General features: G+C 69.1%; 16 protein-coding genes. 10 read left to right on the plus strand and 6 right to left on the minus strand.

Annotation, left to right across the window (positions count from 1 at the left end; all coding sequences use genetic code 11):
- Positions 1–85 precede the first annotated feature (85 nt).
- A complete protein-coding gene (galU, locus tag VM780_RS04055; protein ID WP_325445382.1) occupies positions 86–964 on the plus strand; it encodes a UTP--glucose-1-phosphate uridylyltransferase GalU in 879 nt (292 codons plus the stop codon).
- 25 nt (positions 965–989) lie between these two features.
- Here galU and VM780_RS04060 read toward each other — a convergent pair whose 3' ends face one another.
- Positions 990–1,934 (minus strand): DMT family transporter, encoded by a 945-nt coding sequence (locus VM780_RS04060; protein WP_325445384.1) that lies wholly within the window; start codon positions 1,932–1,934, stop codon positions 990–992.
- 111 nt (positions 1,935–2,045) lie between these two features.
- A complete protein-coding gene (locus VM780_RS04065) occupies positions 2,046–3,521 on the minus strand; it encodes an outer membrane beta-barrel protein (RefSeq protein ID WP_325445386.1) in 1,476 nt (491 codons plus the stop codon).
- Positions 3,522–3,691: 170 nt separating this feature from the next.
- Between VM780_RS04065 and VM780_RS04070 the strand changes: the two genes are divergently transcribed.
- Complete coding sequence (locus VM780_RS04070; RefSeq protein WP_325445388.1) at positions 3,692–4,735, plus strand: KpsF/GutQ family sugar-phosphate isomerase; 1,044 nt, start codon at positions 3,692–3,694, stop codon at positions 4,733–4,735.
- 13 nt (positions 4,736–4,748) lie between these two features.
- Here the strand turns inward: VM780_RS04070 and VM780_RS04075 are convergent, their stop codons facing one another.
- Entirely contained in the window at positions 4,749–5,681 is a 933-nt protein-coding gene (locus tag VM780_RS04075) for an NAD(P)H-dependent oxidoreductase (RefSeq protein WP_325445390.1), read from the minus strand.
- Positions 5,682–5,842: 161 nt separating this feature from the next.
- Here VM780_RS04075 and VM780_RS04080 point away from each other — a divergent pair, with 161 nt between their 5' ends.
- From VM780_RS04080 to VM780_RS04090, 3 genes are all read left to right on the plus strand, one after another.
- Positions 5,843–6,613: a motility protein A gene (locus VM780_RS04080; RefSeq protein ID WP_325445392.1), complete on the plus strand. Its 771-nt coding sequence runs from the start codon at positions 5,843–5,845 to the stop codon at positions 6,611–6,613.
- Positions 6,613–7,425: a flagellar motor protein MotB gene (locus tag VM780_RS04085; RefSeq protein ID WP_325445394.1), complete on the plus strand. Its 813-nt coding sequence runs from the start codon at positions 6,613–6,615 to the stop codon at positions 7,423–7,425. Before VM780_RS04080 ends, VM780_RS04085 begins: the two co-directional genes overlap by 1 nt.
- 121 nt (positions 7,426–7,546) lie before the next feature.
- Entirely contained in the window at positions 7,547–9,001 is a 1,455-nt protein-coding gene (locus VM780_RS04090; RefSeq protein ID WP_325445395.1) for a sodium:proton antiporter, read from the plus strand.
- Between the two features lie 34 nt (positions 9,002–9,035).
- Here the strand turns inward: VM780_RS04090 and VM780_RS04095 are convergent, their stop codons facing one another.
- Together VM780_RS04095 and VM780_RS04100 are read right to left on the minus strand one after the other, a co-directional pair.
- On the minus strand, positions 9,036–10,652 hold the full coding sequence (locus tag VM780_RS04095) for a phosphoenolpyruvate carboxykinase (ATP) (protein ID WP_325445396.1): 1,617 nt from the start codon (positions 10,650–10,652) through the stop codon (positions 9,036–9,038).
- Between the two features lie 114 nt (positions 10,653–10,766).
- Complete coding sequence (locus VM780_RS04100) at positions 10,767–11,558, minus strand: HugZ family protein (RefSeq protein ID WP_325445398.1); 792 nt, start codon at positions 11,556–11,558, stop codon at positions 10,767–10,769.
- A 136-nt stretch (positions 11,559–11,694) separates the two neighbouring features.
- Here VM780_RS04100 and VM780_RS04105 point away from each other — a divergent pair, with 136 nt between their 5' ends.
- The 5 genes from VM780_RS04105 to VM780_RS04125 are packed head-to-tail and all read left to right on the plus strand — an operon-like array spanning position 11,695 to position 15,522.
- Positions 11,695–12,402, plus strand: coding sequence for a response regulator transcription factor (locus VM780_RS04105; protein WP_325445400.1), 708 nt, complete (start codon positions 11,695–11,697; stop codon positions 12,400–12,402).
- Positions 12,403–12,439: 37 nt separating this feature from the next.
- Complete coding sequence (locus tag VM780_RS04110) at positions 12,440–14,227, plus strand: sensor histidine kinase (protein WP_325445402.1); 1,788 nt, start codon at positions 12,440–12,442, stop codon at positions 14,225–14,227.
- Positions 14,224–14,814, plus strand: a complete 591-nt coding sequence (locus tag VM780_RS04115; protein ID WP_325445404.1) for an HPr kinase/phosphatase C-terminal domain-containing protein — start codon at positions 14,224–14,226, stop codon at positions 14,812–14,814. Before VM780_RS04110 ends, VM780_RS04115 begins: the two co-directional genes overlap by 4 nt.
- Positions 14,811–15,212: a PTS sugar transporter subunit IIA gene (locus VM780_RS04120; protein ID WP_325445406.1), complete on the plus strand. Its 402-nt coding sequence runs from the start codon at positions 14,811–14,813 to the stop codon at positions 15,210–15,212. The genes VM780_RS04115 and VM780_RS04120 overlap by 4 nt, the downstream gene beginning before the upstream one ends.
- 25 nt (positions 15,213–15,237) lie before the next feature.
- Positions 15,238–15,522, plus strand: a complete 285-nt coding sequence (locus VM780_RS04125; RefSeq protein WP_325445408.1) for an HPr family phosphocarrier protein — start codon at positions 15,238–15,240, stop codon at positions 15,520–15,522.
- Positions 15,523–15,543: 21 nt separating this feature from the next.
- Here VM780_RS04125 and VM780_RS04130 read toward each other — a convergent pair whose 3' ends face one another.
- Positions 15,544–16,509 carry a Tim44 domain-containing protein gene (locus VM780_RS04130; RefSeq protein WP_325445410.1) on the minus strand — a complete coding sequence of 322 codons (966 nt, stop codon included), beginning with the start codon at positions 16,507–16,509 and terminating at the stop codon, positions 15,544–15,546.
- Positions 16,510–16,533: the final 24 nt, after the last annotated feature.

A 16,533-nucleotide genomic window follows, 5' to 3' on the forward strand; every position in this document is an offset into this window, starting at 1 on the left:
CCCGCGCTCTTTACGGACCGGGATTGCGACACAAATCTACACGCCGACCGCGGCCAATCTGCGGCTGCAGCCCTTCGGAGCCCTCATGTCTCGCAAGATCCGCAAAGCTGTGTTCCCCGTCGCTGGCCTCGGAACCCGCTTCCTTCCCGCCACCAAGGCGGTGCCGAAGGAGATGCTGACCATCGTCGACCGCCCAGCGATCCAGCATGTGGTCGAGGAGGCTCGCGCTGCCGGCGTCGAACATTTCATTTTCGTGACCGGACGCAACAAAAGCGTGATCGAAGATCACTTCGACAAGCATTTCGAGCTCGACGCGACGCTTGAGCGGCGCGGCAAGTCCAAGGAGCTGGAGCTGCTGAGGGAAAGCCTCCCGGCCGCCGGCCAGACGAGCTTCACGCGCCAGCAGGAGCCGCTCGGCCTCGGCCACGCCGTATGGTGCGCCCGCGACATCGTCGGGGACGAGCCGTTCGCGCTGCTGCTGCCCGACATGCTGCACCAGTCGCCGCGCGGCTGCCTCGCCGACATGATCGACGTCTACGAGGAGGCCGGCGGCGGCAACGTCGTGTCGGTCTACGAGGTCCCGGAGGACCAGACGCACCAGTACGGCATCGTCGGCGCCGGCGAGAAGGTCGGCAAGGGCTTTCGGATGACCTCGATGGTCGAGAAGCCAAAGCCCGGCACGGCCGAATCCAACCTCGCGATTTCCGGGCGCTACATCCTGCAGCCCGAGATCTTCGAGCTGCTGAGCAAGCAGGAGGCCGGCGCGGGCGGCGAGATCCAGCTCACCGACTCGATGCTCAGGCTGACGGAGACGCAGCCCTTCTCGGGTTACGCCTTCCCGGGCAAGGTCTACGACACCGGCTCCAAGATCGGCTTCCTGACCGCGAACGTCGCCTATGCGCTCGCGCGCGCCGACATGGCGGACGACTTCCGCGCCGAGCTCGAGACCCTGCTGAAGGCGTGAGCGCGCCCGCTCAGACCGGGCCGGCTCAGACCGGTCCGGCGGCGCCTTCCGCGGCGCTCGCCGGTTCGCCGCGGACTCTTTCGCGCCGCAGGGCGTAAAGTCCCGAGCCGACGATCAGCGCCGCGCCGGCGAGGCCGAGCGCGTCCGGCCTGTCGCCCCACACCGCATAGCCCAGGATCAGCGAGCCCAGGATGACGCTGTAGCGGAAGGGGCCGACGACGGCCATGTCGCCGAGCCGGAACGCCAGCACGATCATCATGTTGCAGGCGCAGACGAGCGCCGCCACGGAGGTCAGCAGGACGATCTCGCGCGCGTTCGGCGCGACCCAGGCGGACGGCTCGAGCAGGCCGCCCGCCGCTCCGACGAGCGTCACCGTGACGGTCGCCCCGAGGGTCACCACCAGCGACGGCGCGTGCGGCGGGATTCGGCGCGTCACGAGATCGCGCACCGCCATGATGACCGCCGCCAGCAGCGCCAGCCCCGCATAAGCGTTGACCCCCGTCGGCGAGGGCTTGGCCACCAGCAGCACGCCGACGAAGCCGACGCCGATCGCCGCCCATCTGCGCGGGCCGACCTTCTGCCAGCCGAGCGCGACCGCGAAGGCGGTCATGATCAGCGGCGTCGCCTGCACGATGCTGGTGAACTCCGCGAGGCCGAGGCCGGAGAGCGCCGTGAGGTAAACCACGCAGCACGCCGCCTCCAGCACCGAGCGCAGCGCGACAAGCGGGTTCGCGACCGCCTTGAGCCGCGCCCCCTGCCCGACCGAGAGGATGATGGCGAGCATCAGCCCGACCGCCATCACGCCGCGGATCGCCATGATCTCGGAGGCGGGCAGCCGCGCAGAGACGAGCTTCACGATGGCGTCGTTGGTCACCTGGAACGCCATGCCCACGACCATGGCGATGACGCCGCGCGTGGTTGGATCGAGCGTGCGGCCGCGCGCCGAAAAGCCGATATCGGTGACTGACATGAAGATATGCGCCGGGGAGCGGGAGGAGGCCTTTAGCTACCCCAGCGAAGCTTAACGCGCGTCAACCAAACGCGATTTTTGGCGCATGCCGGCCATGCGCAAACGGCGGCCTCAGCGCCGCATCCGCATACCGAACTCGACGATCGACGCGCGGTAGTCCTCGCCCGCAAGGTTGCTGTTGAGCCGCTCGTGCTGGAAGCTGCCGATCATCGAGAGCGTGCGGTTCAGCCGGTACTCGCCCTCGAGCGCCAGCGTCAGGCCGTCGTCGACGCGGCCGATGCCGCGGTAGCTCGAACGCTCGAAATCGGCCCGCGCGGTCAGGATGAGGTTGCGTCGCAGCCGGTGCTCGACCGCGATGCCGGCGCTGCGCCCCAGGACGCCGCCGGCGCCCGGCAGCGTGGTCTCCTGAAACGACGTCTTGGCGTCGAGCCGCACCGTCGTCAGCCCGGTCGCGGCCCAGGCCACCGTGCCGTCCAGGATCAGCCCGTCGACAGGCTTCAGACCCTTGTCCTTCGGGGTCTGCCGGCCGTAGCCGATCGCCGCCTCGCCGGTGATCAGCCGGGTCGCCTCGAAGCGCGCGCCGCCGCGGATCGCGTAGCCGCTCGAGCCCAGCCTGCGGCCGTCGTCGCCGAACGTCTTGTCGTAGTCGCGGGTGTCGACCGCGACCTCGGCGAAGGGTTGCAGCCCCGGCGACAGTTCATAGGCGCCGCGCAGCCTGAGTTCGTAGGCGTTGTAGATCCGGTCGGAGTTGTCGAGCGTCCCGCCATTCTGGAGTTTGGCGTCGTTGAACAGATAGCGGTCGGCGAGGCCCTCGACCTTGAAGCTCAGCCGGTTGAAGGCGTGCGACACGCCGAGCGTCGCGCCGATCGACTTGTCGACCTCGTCGCCCTTGATGTTGGTCGGCGTGTCCGGATCGCCGCGCCGCGGCGTGGTGAGCGAGGCGCGAAGCTCGGAATTGATCTGCGTCCGGTCGCTGACGTCGAGCCGGCCGTCGATGATAGCGCTCAGATTGGGCTCGTATCCCGGCGACGGCAGATCGGTGTAGCGGCGGATCTGGCCGTCGAGCCTGACGTCGACCTCGTGCCGATCCCAGTCGGACTGGGCCTCGATGGCCCCTCGCAGGCGGTAGAAGGGCGAGCTCTTGCCGCCCGCCGGATCGCGCAGCGGATTGCTGTCATAACCGCCCGCGGTCTCTAGCGACGGCCGCAGGATGAACGCGCCCGCGCGCACCGCGGTCGGCGCATAGGCGTCGTCGGCTTCGAAGCCCGGCGGCTGAGGCCGCCGCGGCCGGGCGCCGCCCGGCGGGGACGCCAGCGGGTCGCCGATCAGCGTCGGGCCAGGAGCGGCGGTGTCGGGTTCGGTCGGCGTCTGCCTGCCGTAATCGCCGCCGGCGAGCGGCACGGGTTCTGTTCCGCCATAATCGCCGCCCGCGAGCGTCGCGGGATCGAGCCGGCGCAGCGGCTCCTCTCCGGGGGCGTTCGTTGCCTGAGCGGCGCCTGTTTGCGCCTGTTGCGCGCGCGCGCCTCCGCACGCGACGAGCGCGCCGCCGATCAGCAGGCCGACACAGATCGCCCGGCGACGGGACATCTCTTCCTTTGACCGCGGAGGAACATGGCGCCGTGCGCCCCTGCATGGTTAACGAGGATGAAACCGGCATGGTTAACAAAGCCTTGCGCTTCAGCGCGTCGCTGCGCGGCCGGATCAAAAGTGCTACCGTCCAACTTTCGTCACTGCGTCCGCTGGAGTCCGCGTCCCGAATGGCTCAACCGCTGCTTTCCCCGTCGCCCCTTCCGCCGTCCGGCGAGAGCGTGCGATCCCTCGGCGATCCGGCCGCGCAGGCCGCAACCGTGGCGTCGGCCACACGCACCATCGACATCGAGGCGGCGGGACTCGAGCGGCTCGGACGGGCGCTGCGCGAAGAGCTCGGCGGCCCGTTCGCGGCGGCGGTCGAGAGGATCGCCTCGGCCCGCGGCCGCACGATCGTGAGCGGGATGGGCAAGAGCGGCCATATCGGGCGCAAGATCGCGGCGACGCTCGCCTCGACCGGGACGCCCGCGTTCTTCGTGCATCCGGCGGAAGCCAGCCATGGCGATCTCGGCATGATCACGCCGGATGATGTGGTGCTGGCGCTGTCATGGTCGGGCGAGACCGCCGAGCTGCGCGACATCGTGCAATATTCGCGGCGTTTCCGGGTGCCGGTGGTGGCGATCACCTCGAATGCGCGCAGCGCGCTCGCGCGCGCCGCCGACGTCGCGCTGGTCCTGCCGCGCGTCGGGGAAGCCTGTCCGAACGGACTTGCGCCGACCACCTCGACCACGATGCAGCTTGCGCTCGGTGACGCTCTTGCCGTCGCGCTGCTCGAAAGCCGCGAGTTCACGCCGGGCGACTTCAAGCGCTTCCATCCGGGCGGGAAGCTCGGCGCGGTGCTGACCTTCGTGCGCGACGTCATGCATGTCGGCGACGCGGTGCCGCTCGTGCCCGTCGGCACGCCGATGTCGGAGGCGCTGATCGTGATGACGACCAAGAGCTTCGGCTGCGTCGGCGTCATCGATCCGGCGGGGGCGCTGGTCGGGATCGTGACGGACGGCGACCTGCGCCGTCATATGGGGCCCGACCTCACCGCCAAGCCTGTCGAGACGGTGATGACCCGCGCCCCGCGGGCGATCACGCCGGACGATCTTGCCGCGAGCGCGCTGAGCGAGCTGCAGAGCCGCGCCATCACGGCGCTGTTCGTCGTCGACAAGGGCAAGCCCGCCGGCCTCGTGCACATCCACGACCTGCTGAAGCTCGGCCTCGCCTGAGGCGGCGCGTCAGCTACTGCGTGGTCGAGCGCGCGCCGCGCTCGGCCTCGGTCGTGCCCTCGACCGGCCCTTTCGCTGACACATGGGCCGCGAAGGCGTCCGTCCAGGCGTCGAAGGCGGCGAGCGCCGCGGGCTCGCTCGCCATGTCGGCGGCCTGGTCGTCCGCATAAGGGCGGCCCAGTCCCATATCAGCGTGACGCCACAGGGCGTCCGGAACCTCGATCCCCGAATAGCGGCACTGCCAGACCACCGGCTGATAGGCGAGCCGCTCGGCCGGAAACGGCTCCTCCGCAGGATCGAACCAGGATTTGTGCGCCAGAAGGCGCGGGCGGCCGTCGGCGTCCATCTCGTCCGCTCCCCGGTCGCCATAGCAGAAGAAGCCGGCGGTGCGGCCCTCCAGGTGATTGCGGGAGAGCTCGCGCCACTGCGGCGAGCGCTCAAGCGCCTGCGCGAGCAGCGTGCTCTTCTTCTCGATCAGGTCGGGGCGCGGATTGCCGCCGTTCATGCACACCAGCCGGTCGAACAGCAGCTTGAGATTGCTGCTCGGGCCGTACCAGTTGATCGGTCCGATGAACGCCCAGGCGTCGGCCCGCGCCAGCCGCTCGTAGAGGTGCAGGTTCCAGAGCAGGTCGGGCTGATGATCGCTCTCCGGCCCGTAGCAGTTGCAGGGCCAGACGCACAGCGCCATCGAGGAGCTCACGCAGGCGTTGCAGCTCTGGATCTTCGGCTTGCCGTGCTCGTTGCCGATGTCCTCGTGATCGATCTGCCAGCCGAGCGGCAGCCGCGCCAGCATCCTGTGCATCAGCGCGCGGGCTTTCGAGTCGAGGCCCGGACAGCTGTTCAGCCGGCGTTGCGACGCGGCGACGATCAGCACCTTGAGCGGCCGCTGTTCGGTGATCTCAGGCTTTTGGATCGGCTGGCGGTCGGCGGCGGCCGCTTCGGGCATCGGGACCTCTGGTTCGGGTGCGACGCCTTCCAAACGTCCGTGTCGGAAAGGCGATCCGTCCCGGCGAGATCCTCCGACGGCCGCGCGCCTTAAACGCCCCTTAACCGTAACTCCTCAGGATGCGGGCGTCGCCGCCTCTCCGGCGCGCCTGAGGGACGGGCATGGATCTCGCCACCATCATCGGCTTCGTCTTCGGCACGGGCGTCCTGGCGTTCCTGATCCACGAGGGCGGCGGGCTCGAGCGCTACTATTCCGAACACGCCGTCATCGTGATCTTCGGCGGCGCCTTCGCGGCGACCTTCATCCGCTTCGAGCTCTCGGCGATCCTGTCGGCCTTCCCGACCGCGATCAAGACCGTGGTAAAGGGCCAGCACACCAATCCGCGCGACCTGATCTCCGAGATCGCCGAAATGGCGGCGATCGTGCGGAAGGCCGGCCCGGTCGGCCTCGACAAGGCGACGCCGCACGACGCGTTCCTCGCCAAAGGCGTGCGCTACGTCGCCGACGGCTTCGACGAGAACTTCATCCGCGAGACGCTCGAGCGCGAGCGCGACCTGAACCTGCACCGGCTCGAGATGGCCGCGAAGGTGTTCCGCGGGATCGGCGACTGCGCGCCCGCCTTCGGCATGATCGGCACGCTGATCGGCATGGTGCAGATGTTCGCCGAGATGTCCGACCCCTCGAAGCTCGGCACCTTCATGGCGATCGCGCTGCTCGCGACGCTTTACGGCGCGGTGGTGGCGAACTTCTTCTTCCTGCCGATCGCCGACAAGCTGACCATCAAGTTCGCGCATGACGAGCTCAACCAGACGCTGGTGATCGACGGCGTGCTGCAGCTCAGGGCGTCGAAGAGCCCGGCGGTCATCAAGGAGATGCTGCTCGCCTACCTGCCGGAGAAGCATCGCGCCGACCTGCTCGAAGCGGCGGCCTGATGGCGCGCAAGAAGCATGACGCGCATGGCGGCGGTCACGGCTGGTTCGTCACCTTCGCGGACCTGATGGGTCTGCTGATGGCGTTCTTCGTCGTCCTGGTGGCGTTCTCGTCCCAGGACAAGAAGAAGATGGCGATCGTCGCGGGCTCGATGCGCGAGGCCTTCGGCTCCCAGAAGCAGATCATCGCCGACGGCGTGATCGACATCTCGGGCTCCCCCGCGCGCACCGAACTGCTCAACAACACGGCGCGGACCCCTGACGAGACCTCCGACCTCGCCGGTCCCCTGTCGCCCGACCGGCGCGACACCGAGCCGGCCGCGCGCGGCTTCGCCCGCGCCGCCGCGACGCTGCGACAGGCGCTGCGTTCGATGCCGGAGATCGCCGACGTCTCGAGCCAGATCGTGGTCGAGGACACCTCCGACGGCGTCTCGATCGCGATCGTCGACCAGGACGGCCGCTCGATGTTCACGGCCGGATCGTCCGCGCCCTCGCAGCGCGTGATTGACGCGCTGGCGGCGCTCGCCCCCTCGCTGCGGGCGCTGAATTATCCGATCTCGATCACCGGCCACACCGCCGCGGGCGTCTCCGAAGGCGCCAACACCGATCCCTGGCGGCTTTCGGCCGAACGCGCGAGCGCCGTGCGCGGACTGCTGGCGGCCGGCGGCGTGCCGGACAGCCGCTTCGCGACCGTGCAGGGCAAGGCGGCGACCGAGCCGATGTTCCCCGACGCGCCGCAGATCGCCGCCAACCGCCGCGTCACGATCGCGCTCACCGCCGCGCCGGGCGCGATCCCGATGGACCTGAAGCCCTGACAGGTGAACTGCTCTCGGATTGTTCAAGGGCGTCCGGCGCGGCGCCCGCGCGCTAGCCCTTGGCGCGCGTCGCGCCGCCGTCTAGGACCTTGATCCCCGCCACGCCGCCGACGAGGTCCGCATGAACACCCGCCGCGCCGAGCGACGGCTTCTCCCGCAGATCGCGGCCTTCATCGTCGTCCTCGCGGCCGTGCTCTATGGTTTCGACCCGGCGCTGCGCCGGCTGATCTCCGGGCATGTCGACGGGCGGGACCTGTCGCTGGTCTGGGTCGCGCCGCTTGTCGGGCTGCTCGGGTCGATCGCCGTGATGCCGCTCGCGGCGCCCCATTTCTGGCACCACCACTACGGCAAGGTCGCGGCCTTCTGGGCAGCGATGCTGCTGATCCCGTTCGGGTTCGTCCACGGCGTCGGGCCCGCTTCCTCCGAACTGGTCCACGCCGCCGTCGCCGAATACATCCCGTTCGTCGTGCTGCTGTTCACGCTGTTCACGATCTCGGGCGGCGTGCTGGTGCGCGGCAATCTGCACGGCAGCCCGGCGGTCAACACCGCCCTGCTCGCGGTCGGGTCGCTGCTTGCGAGCGTGATCGGCACGACCGGCGCCTCGATGGTGCTGATCCGCCCCCTGATCCGCGCCAACGACCAGCGCCGGCGCAACGCCCATGTGGTGGTGTTCTTCATCTTCCTGGTCTCGAACATCGGCGGCTCGCTGACGCCGCTCGGCGATCCGCCGCTGTTTCTCGGGTTCCTGCAGGGCGTCGACTTCTTCTGGACGACGACGCATCTCGGGCCCGAGACGGCCATCCTGGTCGCGATCCTGCTGCCGCTGTTCTATCTGCTGGACCGCTGGTTCTATGCCCGGGAGGGCTTCATCCCGAAGCCGGATCCCTCGCCCGACGCGCGGCTGGGCCTGTCGGGCGTGCGCAACATCCCGGTGCTCGCCCTGGCGGTGGCGACGATCCTGATGAGCGGGTTCTGGAAGTCCGGCGTCGAGTTCGACGTTTACGGCGCTCACGTCTCGCTTCAGGCGGTCGCGCGCGACGTGACGCTGATCGCCCTCGCGCTGGTCTCGCTGAAGATCACGCCGACGGAGTACCGCGAGCGCAATGGCTTCGACTGGGAGCCGATCCGCGAAGTGGCGAAGCTGTTCGCCGGAATCTTCGTGACGCTGATCCCGGCGCTTCTGATCCTGAAGGCCGGCGTCGACGGCGCCGCCGCGCCGCTCGTGGCGCTGGTCTCCGACGAGGCCGGCGCGCCCCGGCCCGCGGTCTATTTCTGGCTGACGGGCCTGCTGTCGAGCCTGCTCGACAACGCGCCGACCTATCTGGTGTTCTTCAACCTGGCGGGGGGCGACGCCGTGGAGTTGATGACCGTGAAGGCCAAGACGCTTGCGGCGATCTCGGGCGGCGCGGTGTTCATGGGCGCGCTGACCTATATCGGCAACGCGCCGAACTTCATGGTGCTGTCGATCGCCCGGAACCGCGGCGTCGCGATGCCGAGCTTCTTCGGCTACATGGTCTGGTCGTCGATCGTGCTGATGCCCTGCTTCGCCGTGGTCACCGTCCTTACCCTGATGTAAGGCGGTCGACGCTGCTTGGCGCTTCGCGGCGTCGCTACTCCGCGGCCTCGCGGTATTCGTGCGGCCCGGCCGCGGCGATCTCGGGATCGACCGCATCGCCGAAGGAAGCAAAGTTCGACTGGAACATCCCCAGGACTCGCCGGGCGGTCCCGATGTAGACGCGCTTGTCGGCCCACGCCTTGCGGGGCCGGAACAACAGCGTGTCCACGCCCGGCACGCTGAGCGGCACGGTGAAGCCGAAAAACTTGTCCGTGTAGGTCTCCACGGCGTCGAGCGAGCCGTCGAAAGCCGCGGCGATCAGCGCGCGCGTCGCCTCGATGGGCACGCGCTGGCCGGCGCCGTAGGCGCCTCCGGTCCAGCCGGTGTTCACCAGCCAGCAATTGACGCCGTGCTCCGCGATCAGGCGGCTCAGCATCTCGCCATAGATCGCCGCCGGACGCGGCATGAAGGGCGCCGCATAGCAGGCGGAGAACGTCGCCTGCGGCTCGCGCGCGCCCTTTTCGGCGTCGGCGATGCGGGCCGTATAGCCCGACAGGAAGTGATAGACGGCCTGCTCGGGCGTGAGGCGCGCGATCGGCGGCATCACCCCATGCGGATCGCAGGTCAGCAGCACAAGGTTTTTCGGATGGCCGGCGACCGCAGCCGCGCTGGCGCGAGGATAAGCGCTCAGCGGGAAGGCGCAGCGGGTGTTTTCGGTCCTGCCGCGCGCCGCAAAGTTGGGCTCGCGCGTCTCCGGATCGAGCGGCACGTTCTCCAGCAGGGCGCCGAAACGCTGCGCGGCGGCATGAAGCGCAGGCTCGGCCTCGGCCGACAGATCCGCCGCCCGGGCGTAGCAGCCGCCCTCGAGATTAAAGACCCCATCCGGCCCCCAGCCATGCGCGTCATCGCCGATCAGGCTGCGCTCCGGATCGGCCGCAAGCGTCGTCTTGCCGGTGGCCGAGAGACCGATGAACAGCGCGACGTCCCCGTCAGGACCGACCGAGGCCGCGCAGTGCAGCGGCAGCGCGCCGCGCTCCGGCAGCAGGTGGTTCATGACGGTCAGGATCGCGTGCTTGACCTCGCCCACATAGGACGTGCCGCCGATCAGCACCTCGCGGCGCGTCAGATCGATCGCCACGACCGCAGCGGAACGCACGCCATGGCGCGCCGGATCAGCACGGAATGACGGCATGTCCAGCACGGTCAGCTCCGGCGTGAAGCCGGCAAGCTCGTCCTGCCGCGGCTCGATCAGGAGGGTGCGCGCCGCCATCGAGCGCCAGGCGTATTCGCTGAACGTGCGGACCGGAAGGAGGCGCTCTGGATCGGCCCCGACATAAAGATCCTGAGCGAACAGTTCGCGGCCTTGGGCGTGCGCCAGGAAGTCCTGCCGGAGGGCCTTGAACTGTTCCGGCGTCAGGCTGGCGTGCGAGTTCCAGTCGACCGTGGCTTCGGTCGCCTCGTCGCGCACGATGAACTTGTCATCCGGAGATCGGCCGGTGTGAGGGCCCGTGTCGACCGCCAGGACGCCGGTCGACCCCAGCGCGCCTTCGCCGCGCCGCACCGCCCGCTCAACGAGGGCCGCAGGTCCGAGGTTCCAGTTCACGCCGGCAAGCGCGTCGAAGCCGAACGCTTCCGCGCCGAAGTCCTGATTCCAAACGCCGATCTGCCTCACGCCTCACTCCTTGGCTTGAGAAGGCCGCCTGACCGGGGGCCGTGGCTAGCACGCGAGGCGCGGCATCAAACAGCCAAAAAAGACGTCAACGTGACGATCGGGCGTTCTCCACAGTCAGGTTTCCTTGAGCGGGGTCTCCGGCTGCCCCTCAGCCCCTGCGCCCGCCCTCGCCTCGTTCACGAGCGCGACCAGCGCGCGGCGGATTTCGCCGGGGCTCGCGACGCGTTCGGGAAAGCCCAAATAGAGCGCCCGTCCGTCGAGGCCGAGTTCGCAGCCGAGCGGATCGACGCCCTGCATCCGCCACGGGCCGTCGGGCGCGCCGAGCAGCGCCGTGGCGTAGAGGCGCGTCGCGTCGGCGTGGTCCTCGTTCATGTGCTCGACGATCCCGTCCTCCGCCGCGAGCAACGCCTCCGCGCCGGCCGTCTCGGTCCGGATCTCGGGCCAGGCGAGATCCACGATCCGGCCGAAGCCGGCGACCAGATGAGCGCCCTCGGGCTCAAGCCGGAGCATGTTGAAGTCGGCGAAGTCGAAGTAGAGCGCCGAGTCCGGCTGGCGCGCGAGCCAGCGCGCCTTGTGCGTCGCCTTCTCCGCCGCCACGCAGCGTCCAAACAGCGTGACGCGCGGATGGGCGAGCGGGTCGCCGGCGCCGGCCTCTGCGCACAGCAGGCTCGCTCGCGGATCGGCGGCGAGGTTCGCCGCATGGCGCGCGAGATTCGAGACGAGCAGGAGCGGCGCGCCGTCGGGCGCGGTCGCGACCCCGACGAGCGACACGTGAGGCAGCCCCGAGCCGCGGTCGATCGTGCCGAGGCTGGCGCGGCGGGCGGACCTGACGAGCGCGCGGGCCGCCGCGGCCGGATCGAAGGCGGCGGTCCCGCCCGGCGTGGCAGAGGCGTTCGAGGTCGTCACTGTCGCTCCTTCAGCCGTGATGGCCGGCCTGTCGCTCATCAACGCGGCCAAAAAGAGGGCCTTCCGACCTTGCGTCACATTTCAGCCACGCCAAGTCAGTTCATGCCATGCACTCTGTGCTATACAAGAAGGCGCCATGCCGACGATCGCCCTGGTCGATGACGACCGCAACATCCTGACCTCGGTCTCCATCGCGCTCGAGGCCGAAGGATACCGGATCCAGACCTATAATGACGGCGCGACGGCGCTTGAGGGTCTGCGCGCCTCGCCGCCCGATCTGGCGATCTTCGACATCAAGATGCCGCGCATGGACGGGATGGAGCTGCTTCGCCGGCTTCGTCAGAAGTCCGAGCTGCCGGTGATCTTCCTGACGTCGAAGGACGAGGAGATCGACGAGCTGTTCGGCCTCAAGATGGGCGCCGACGACTTCATCCGTAAGCCGTTCTCACAGCGCCTGCTGGTCGAGCGCGTCAAGGCCGTGCTGCGCCGCGTCGCCGCCAAGGAGCCGATCGTGCCCGGCGGCGCCAAAGGGCCCGATTCCAAGGCGCTCGAACGCGGTCAGCTGATGATGGACCCGGAGCGCCACACCTGCACCTGGAAGGGCGAGCCGGTGACGCTCACCGTCACCGAGTTCCTCATCCTGCAGGCGCTCGCCATGCGGCCCGGCGTGGTCAAGAGCCGCAACGCTCTGATGGACGCCGCCTATGACGATCAGGTCTATGTCGACGACCGCACGATCGACAGCCACATCAAGCGGCTGCGCAAGAAGTTCAAATCGTGCGACGACGATTTCGACATGATCGAGACGCTCTACGGCGTGGGTTACCGGTTCAAGGAGATCTGAGCGCCGGCGGCTCGCGCGGCGCCTCAGTCCATCACTCATGAGCGTGGAAGCCGAGCGGGCGGACGAGATCGTCCAGACCGACGCAGATGAGGACGCCGGCCAGCGCGAGCCATGGCGCGCCAAGGTCGTGCGCGGGCTCCGCGCGCTGCGCGTCCTCGGCTTCTCCAGCCTCACGCGCCGCATCGTGGTGCTCAACCTGGCCGGCCTGGTCGCGCTGGTCTCGGGCATCCTCTACCTCAACCAGTTCCGCGCCGGGCTGATTGACGCCCGCGTTCAGAGCCTGCTGATCCAGGGCGAGATCATCGCCGGCGCGATCGCCTCCTCGGCGACCGTCGAGACCAACCAGCTCTATGTCGACCCCGACAAGCTGCTGGAGCTGCAGGCGGGACAGACCGCCTCGCCCGGCGACGAGGGGCTGCAGAGCCTGGAGTTTCCGATCAATCCGGAGCGCGTCGCGCCGGTGCTGCGCCGGCTGGTGACGCCGACCCGGACGCGAGCGCGGATCTACGACCGCGACGGCGCGCTGCTGCTCGACTCGCGCTCGCTCTACGCCCGCGGCGACATCCTGCGGTTCGACCTGCCCCCGCCCCGGACCCAGGAGCCCGGACTGCTCGAGCAGATCGGGCGGACCGTCAAGAGTTGGCTGCGGCGCTCCGACCTCCCGCTTTACGCGGAGCTCGGGGCCGCCAATGGGCGGGGCTATCCCGAGGTGACGAAGGCGCTCTCCGGCTCCCCGCAAAGCATCGTGCGGGTGAATGACGCCGGCGAAATCATCGTCTCCGTCGCGGTGCCGATCCAGCGCTTCCGGGCGGTGACGGGCGTGCTGCTGCTGTCGACCCAGGGGGGCGACATCGACGCGATCGTGCAGGCCGAGCGGTTCGCGATCATGCGTGTCTTTCTGGTGGCGGCCGCCGTGATGCTGCTGCTCTCGCTGCTGCTCGCGAGCACGATCGCCGGTCCGGTGCGCAAGCTCGCCGACGGCGCCGAGCGCGTGCGCCACCGCTACAAGCACCGCGCCGAAATCCCGGACTTCACCAACCGCTCGGACGAGATCGGCCACCTGTCAGGCGCGCTGCGCGATATGACGAGCGCTCTCTACGGTCGCATCGAGGCGATCGAGCGCTTCGCGGCGGACGTCGCGCACGAGCTCAAGAACCCACTGACTTCGCTCCGCTCGGCCGTCGAGACGCTGCCGCTCGCCAAGACCGAGGAGTCTCGCGAGCGGCTGCTCGGCGTCATCCAGCACGACGTGCGGCGGCTCGACCGGCTGATCAGCGACATCTCCGACGCGAGCCGGCTCGACGCCGAACTGCAGCGGCAGGACGCCGAGCCGGTCGACATGGTCAAGCTGCTGACCACGGTCATCGACATGCAGAACGGCGCGCCGCGCGAGAACGGCGTAACGGTCGAACTCAAGGTCGTGGACGCCGCCCAGGGCCGCGACGCCTATCTGGTGCTCGGCCACGACTCGCGGCTCGCCCAGGTGGTCACCAATCTGATCGACAATGCGCGCTCATTCTCGCCGAACGGAGCGGTCGTGAAGGTGACGTGCCGGCGGGTGCGCAATTCAGTCGAGATCCTGGTCGACGACACCGGGCCCGGCGTCCGGCCCGACGCCATCGACAAGATCTTCGACCGCTTCTACACCGATCGACCGGAACAGGGCTTCGGGCAGAACTCCGGCCTTGGCCTCTCGATCTCGAAACAGATCGTCGAAGCCCATGGCGGGCGGATCAAGGCGGAGAACCGCATGAAGACGGTCGCGGGCGAACCGAAGGTGACAGGCGCCCGCTTCGCCGTGCGGCTGCCGGCGGCGATGAAATGATGGCCCCCGCCACCATTCACGCCAGCTGCGTGGTCGTCGGCGAAGCGGGCGTGCTGATCCGGGGCCCCTCAGGCGCGGGCAAGTCGAGCCTTTCGGCGGCCCTGATCGACCGGGCCGAGGCTCAGGGACTGTTCGGGCGGCTCGTTGCGGACGACAGGACGCGGCTCAGCCGCGTGGGCGGCCGGGTGCTCGCGGAACCGCCGGAAGCTCTCAAGGGGCTGATCGAGCGGCGCGGCGTCGGCCTGTTCCGGCTCCCGACGCTGAGGGCGTGCGTGGTGAGGTTCGTGGTCGATATCGAGGATCTGCCGGAGCGGATGCCCGAGCCGGAGTCCGCAACGACGCGCCTGCTGGACGCGCCCTTGCCGCGGATCGCGGTGAGGCGCGGCGATCCCGAGGCGGCGGCGGTCGCGCTTTTCGCGGCGCGCAACTGGTCGTCGGTCGTTCACTACGGATCAGAGCTTGCGTTCGCGCCGCAACATGGAAAAATGATGCGTTCGGCGCCGCACGCGCCTGTCAAACGGACCGGACGGCCTATGGCCGCCAGCCCCGACCCGGAGCGCAATGAGTTTTGCGCAGAGACTGCATGATAGGCCTCGTCCTTGTGACACACGGTCGTCTCGCCTGTGAGTTCCGCTCCGCGCTCGAGCACGTCGTGGGTCCTCAGCAACAGATCGCGACGATCACCATCGACCCGGAAGACGATATGGAGTTGCGCCGCGGGGACATCCTCGCCGCGGTCCGAGACGTCGATACCGGCGATGGAGTCGCGGTGCTGACAGACATGTTCGGCGGCACCCCGTCCAACCTCGCGATATCGTGCATGGATGGGCGGAAGGTCGAGGTGATCGCCGGCATAAACCTGCCGATGCTGATCAAGCTCGCCAGCGTACGCTCCGATCTTCCGCTTGACGCGGCGGTCGTCCAGGCTCAGGAGGCGGGGCGCAAATATATCAACGTCGCGAGCCGCGTGCTCTCCGGCAAATGATCGTCGCGTGGAGGCGGAGACGCTCGTGGACTCGTGTGAAAGCGTCTCTCGCGAGCTTGCGATCGTGAACAAGCGCGGGCTTCATGCTCGCGCGTCCGCCAAATTCGTTCAGACCGTGGAGAAGTTCGAGGCTTCTGTGCGTGTCAGCCGCGCCGGCGAGACGGTCGGCGGCACCTCGATCATGGGCCTCATGATGCTGGCGGCCGGTCCCGGCACCACCATCCATGTCGAGGTCGAGGGCGCAGACGCGGAAGCCGCGCTCAACGCCCTGACTCATCTGGTCGAAAGCAGGTTCGGCGAGGAGGAATAGCGCCTCCCCGCCGGTTTTGCGTCAGGCGGACTGCTGGATCGCCGAGAGCAGCCAGCGACCGCCATTGGCCCGCACGAAGGTCCACAGCTCGACCGCCTCGGTCGGGACGTTCGGGTCGCCGTCCACCACCCGTCCGCTTTCCAGATCCTCGGTCCAGTCCTTCAGCTGGTAGCGCATCGCGACGGTCGCGTAGTCGCGGCCGTTCTCGCGCCAAGCCTCCGCCAGGTCGCCCTGCAGCAGCTTCACGTCGGAGACGCGGTTGATCACGCCGCGGCTCGCGTCCTGCGCGACGTCCTCGGCGAACACCTCCACCATCTCGGGCGTGGCGAGCGACCGCATGCGGCTGATGTCCTGATCGGACCAGGCGCGCTGCACCTCGCCGAGAAGCCGCTCGAACGCGTCGAAATCCGACTTCTCCAGCGTCACCGGCTGCGAAGCGCCGGCGGCCGAGCCGCCGAACCCCCCGCCGAAAGCGCTGCGCGGGCTCTCCTCGGGCGGGTCGAACCGATAGCCGGCGGGACCGATCGCAGCCGGCTGCTGGCCGTTGCGCCGCGCGAACCAGCCCATGATGAAGCGCACCGCTAGGAAGATCAGGCCGACCTGCAGCAGCAGCCCGAACAGAGACGACATCGAGCCGAGGCCGCCAAGCAGGCCATGGCCGAACAGCATGCCGAACAGACCAGCGCCCAGGAAGCCGCCGAGCAGCCCCGCCCCGAGACCGCCGCCGAACAGGCCGCGGCGCGGCGCTTGCTGGAGAGGCGCCTGCGCTCCAATAGACGGACCCGGCTGGGTGATCGAGCGCTGGATGGGCGCGGCGCCCGGCATCGTGGCCGTCGGAGGCGGCGCGGAGAACGTCCGCGTGCCGCGGCTGCCGAAGCTCCCGCTCCGACCCGCCCGCGCGTCGGCGTCGAGCGGCGCGAACGCCGCTCCGGCGACGAGGGTCGCAAGCGCGATGGCGGCAAGGCGGCGAGACGATCGAGCGGTCATGTTCCAATCCGTTTCAGGCGCATT

Source organism: Hansschlegelia sp. (genome assembly GCF_035538955.1).
GTDB lineage: Bacteria > Pseudomonadota > Alphaproteobacteria > Rhizobiales > Methylopilaceae > Methylopila.

Bases quoted from the DNA above. Each gene is read 5' to 3' on its own strand.
- galU (WP_325445382.1), top strand. From the start codon at position 86: ATGTCTCGCAAGATCCGCAAAGCTGTGTTCCCCGTCGCTGGCCTCGGA.
- VM780_RS04060 (WP_325445384.1), bottom strand. From the start codon at position 1,934: ATGTCAGTCACCGATATCGGCTTTTCGGCGCGCGGCCGCACGCTCGAT.
- VM780_RS04065 (WP_325445386.1), bottom strand. From the start codon at position 3,521: ATGTCCCGTCGCCGGGCGATCTGTGTCGGCCTGCTGATCGGCGGCGCG.
- VM780_RS04070 (WP_325445388.1), top strand. From the start codon at position 3,692: ATGGCTCAACCGCTGCTTTCCCCGTCGCCCCTTCCGCCGTCCGGCGAG.
- VM780_RS04075 (WP_325445390.1), bottom strand. From the start codon at position 5,681: ATGCCCGAAGCGGCCGCCGCCGACCGCCAGCCGATCCAAAAGCCTGAG.
- VM780_RS04080 (WP_325445392.1), top strand. From the start codon at position 5,843: ATGGATCTCGCCACCATCATCGGCTTCGTCTTCGGCACGGGCGTCCTG.
- VM780_RS04085 (WP_325445394.1), top strand. From the start codon at position 6,613: ATGGCGCGCAAGAAGCATGACGCGCATGGCGGCGGTCACGGCTGGTTC.
- VM780_RS04090 (WP_325445395.1), top strand. From the start codon at position 7,547: ATGAACACCCGCCGCGCCGAGCGACGGCTTCTCCCGCAGATCGCGGCC.
- VM780_RS04105 (WP_325445400.1), top strand. From the start codon at position 11,695: ATGCCGACGATCGCCCTGGTCGATGACGACCGCAACATCCTGACCTCG.
- VM780_RS04110 (WP_325445402.1), top strand. From the start codon at position 12,440: ATGAGCGTGGAAGCCGAGCGGGCGGACGAGATCGTCCAGACCGACGCA.
- VM780_RS04115 (WP_325445404.1), top strand. From the start codon at position 14,224: ATGATGGCCCCCGCCACCATTCACGCCAGCTGCGTGGTCGTCGGCGAA.
- VM780_RS04120 (WP_325445406.1), top strand. From the start codon at position 14,811: ATGATAGGCCTCGTCCTTGTGACACACGGTCGTCTCGCCTGTGAGTTC.
- VM780_RS04130 (WP_325445410.1), bottom strand. From the start codon at position 16,509: ATGACCGCTCGATCGTCTCGCCGCCTTGCCGCCATCGCGCTTGCGACC.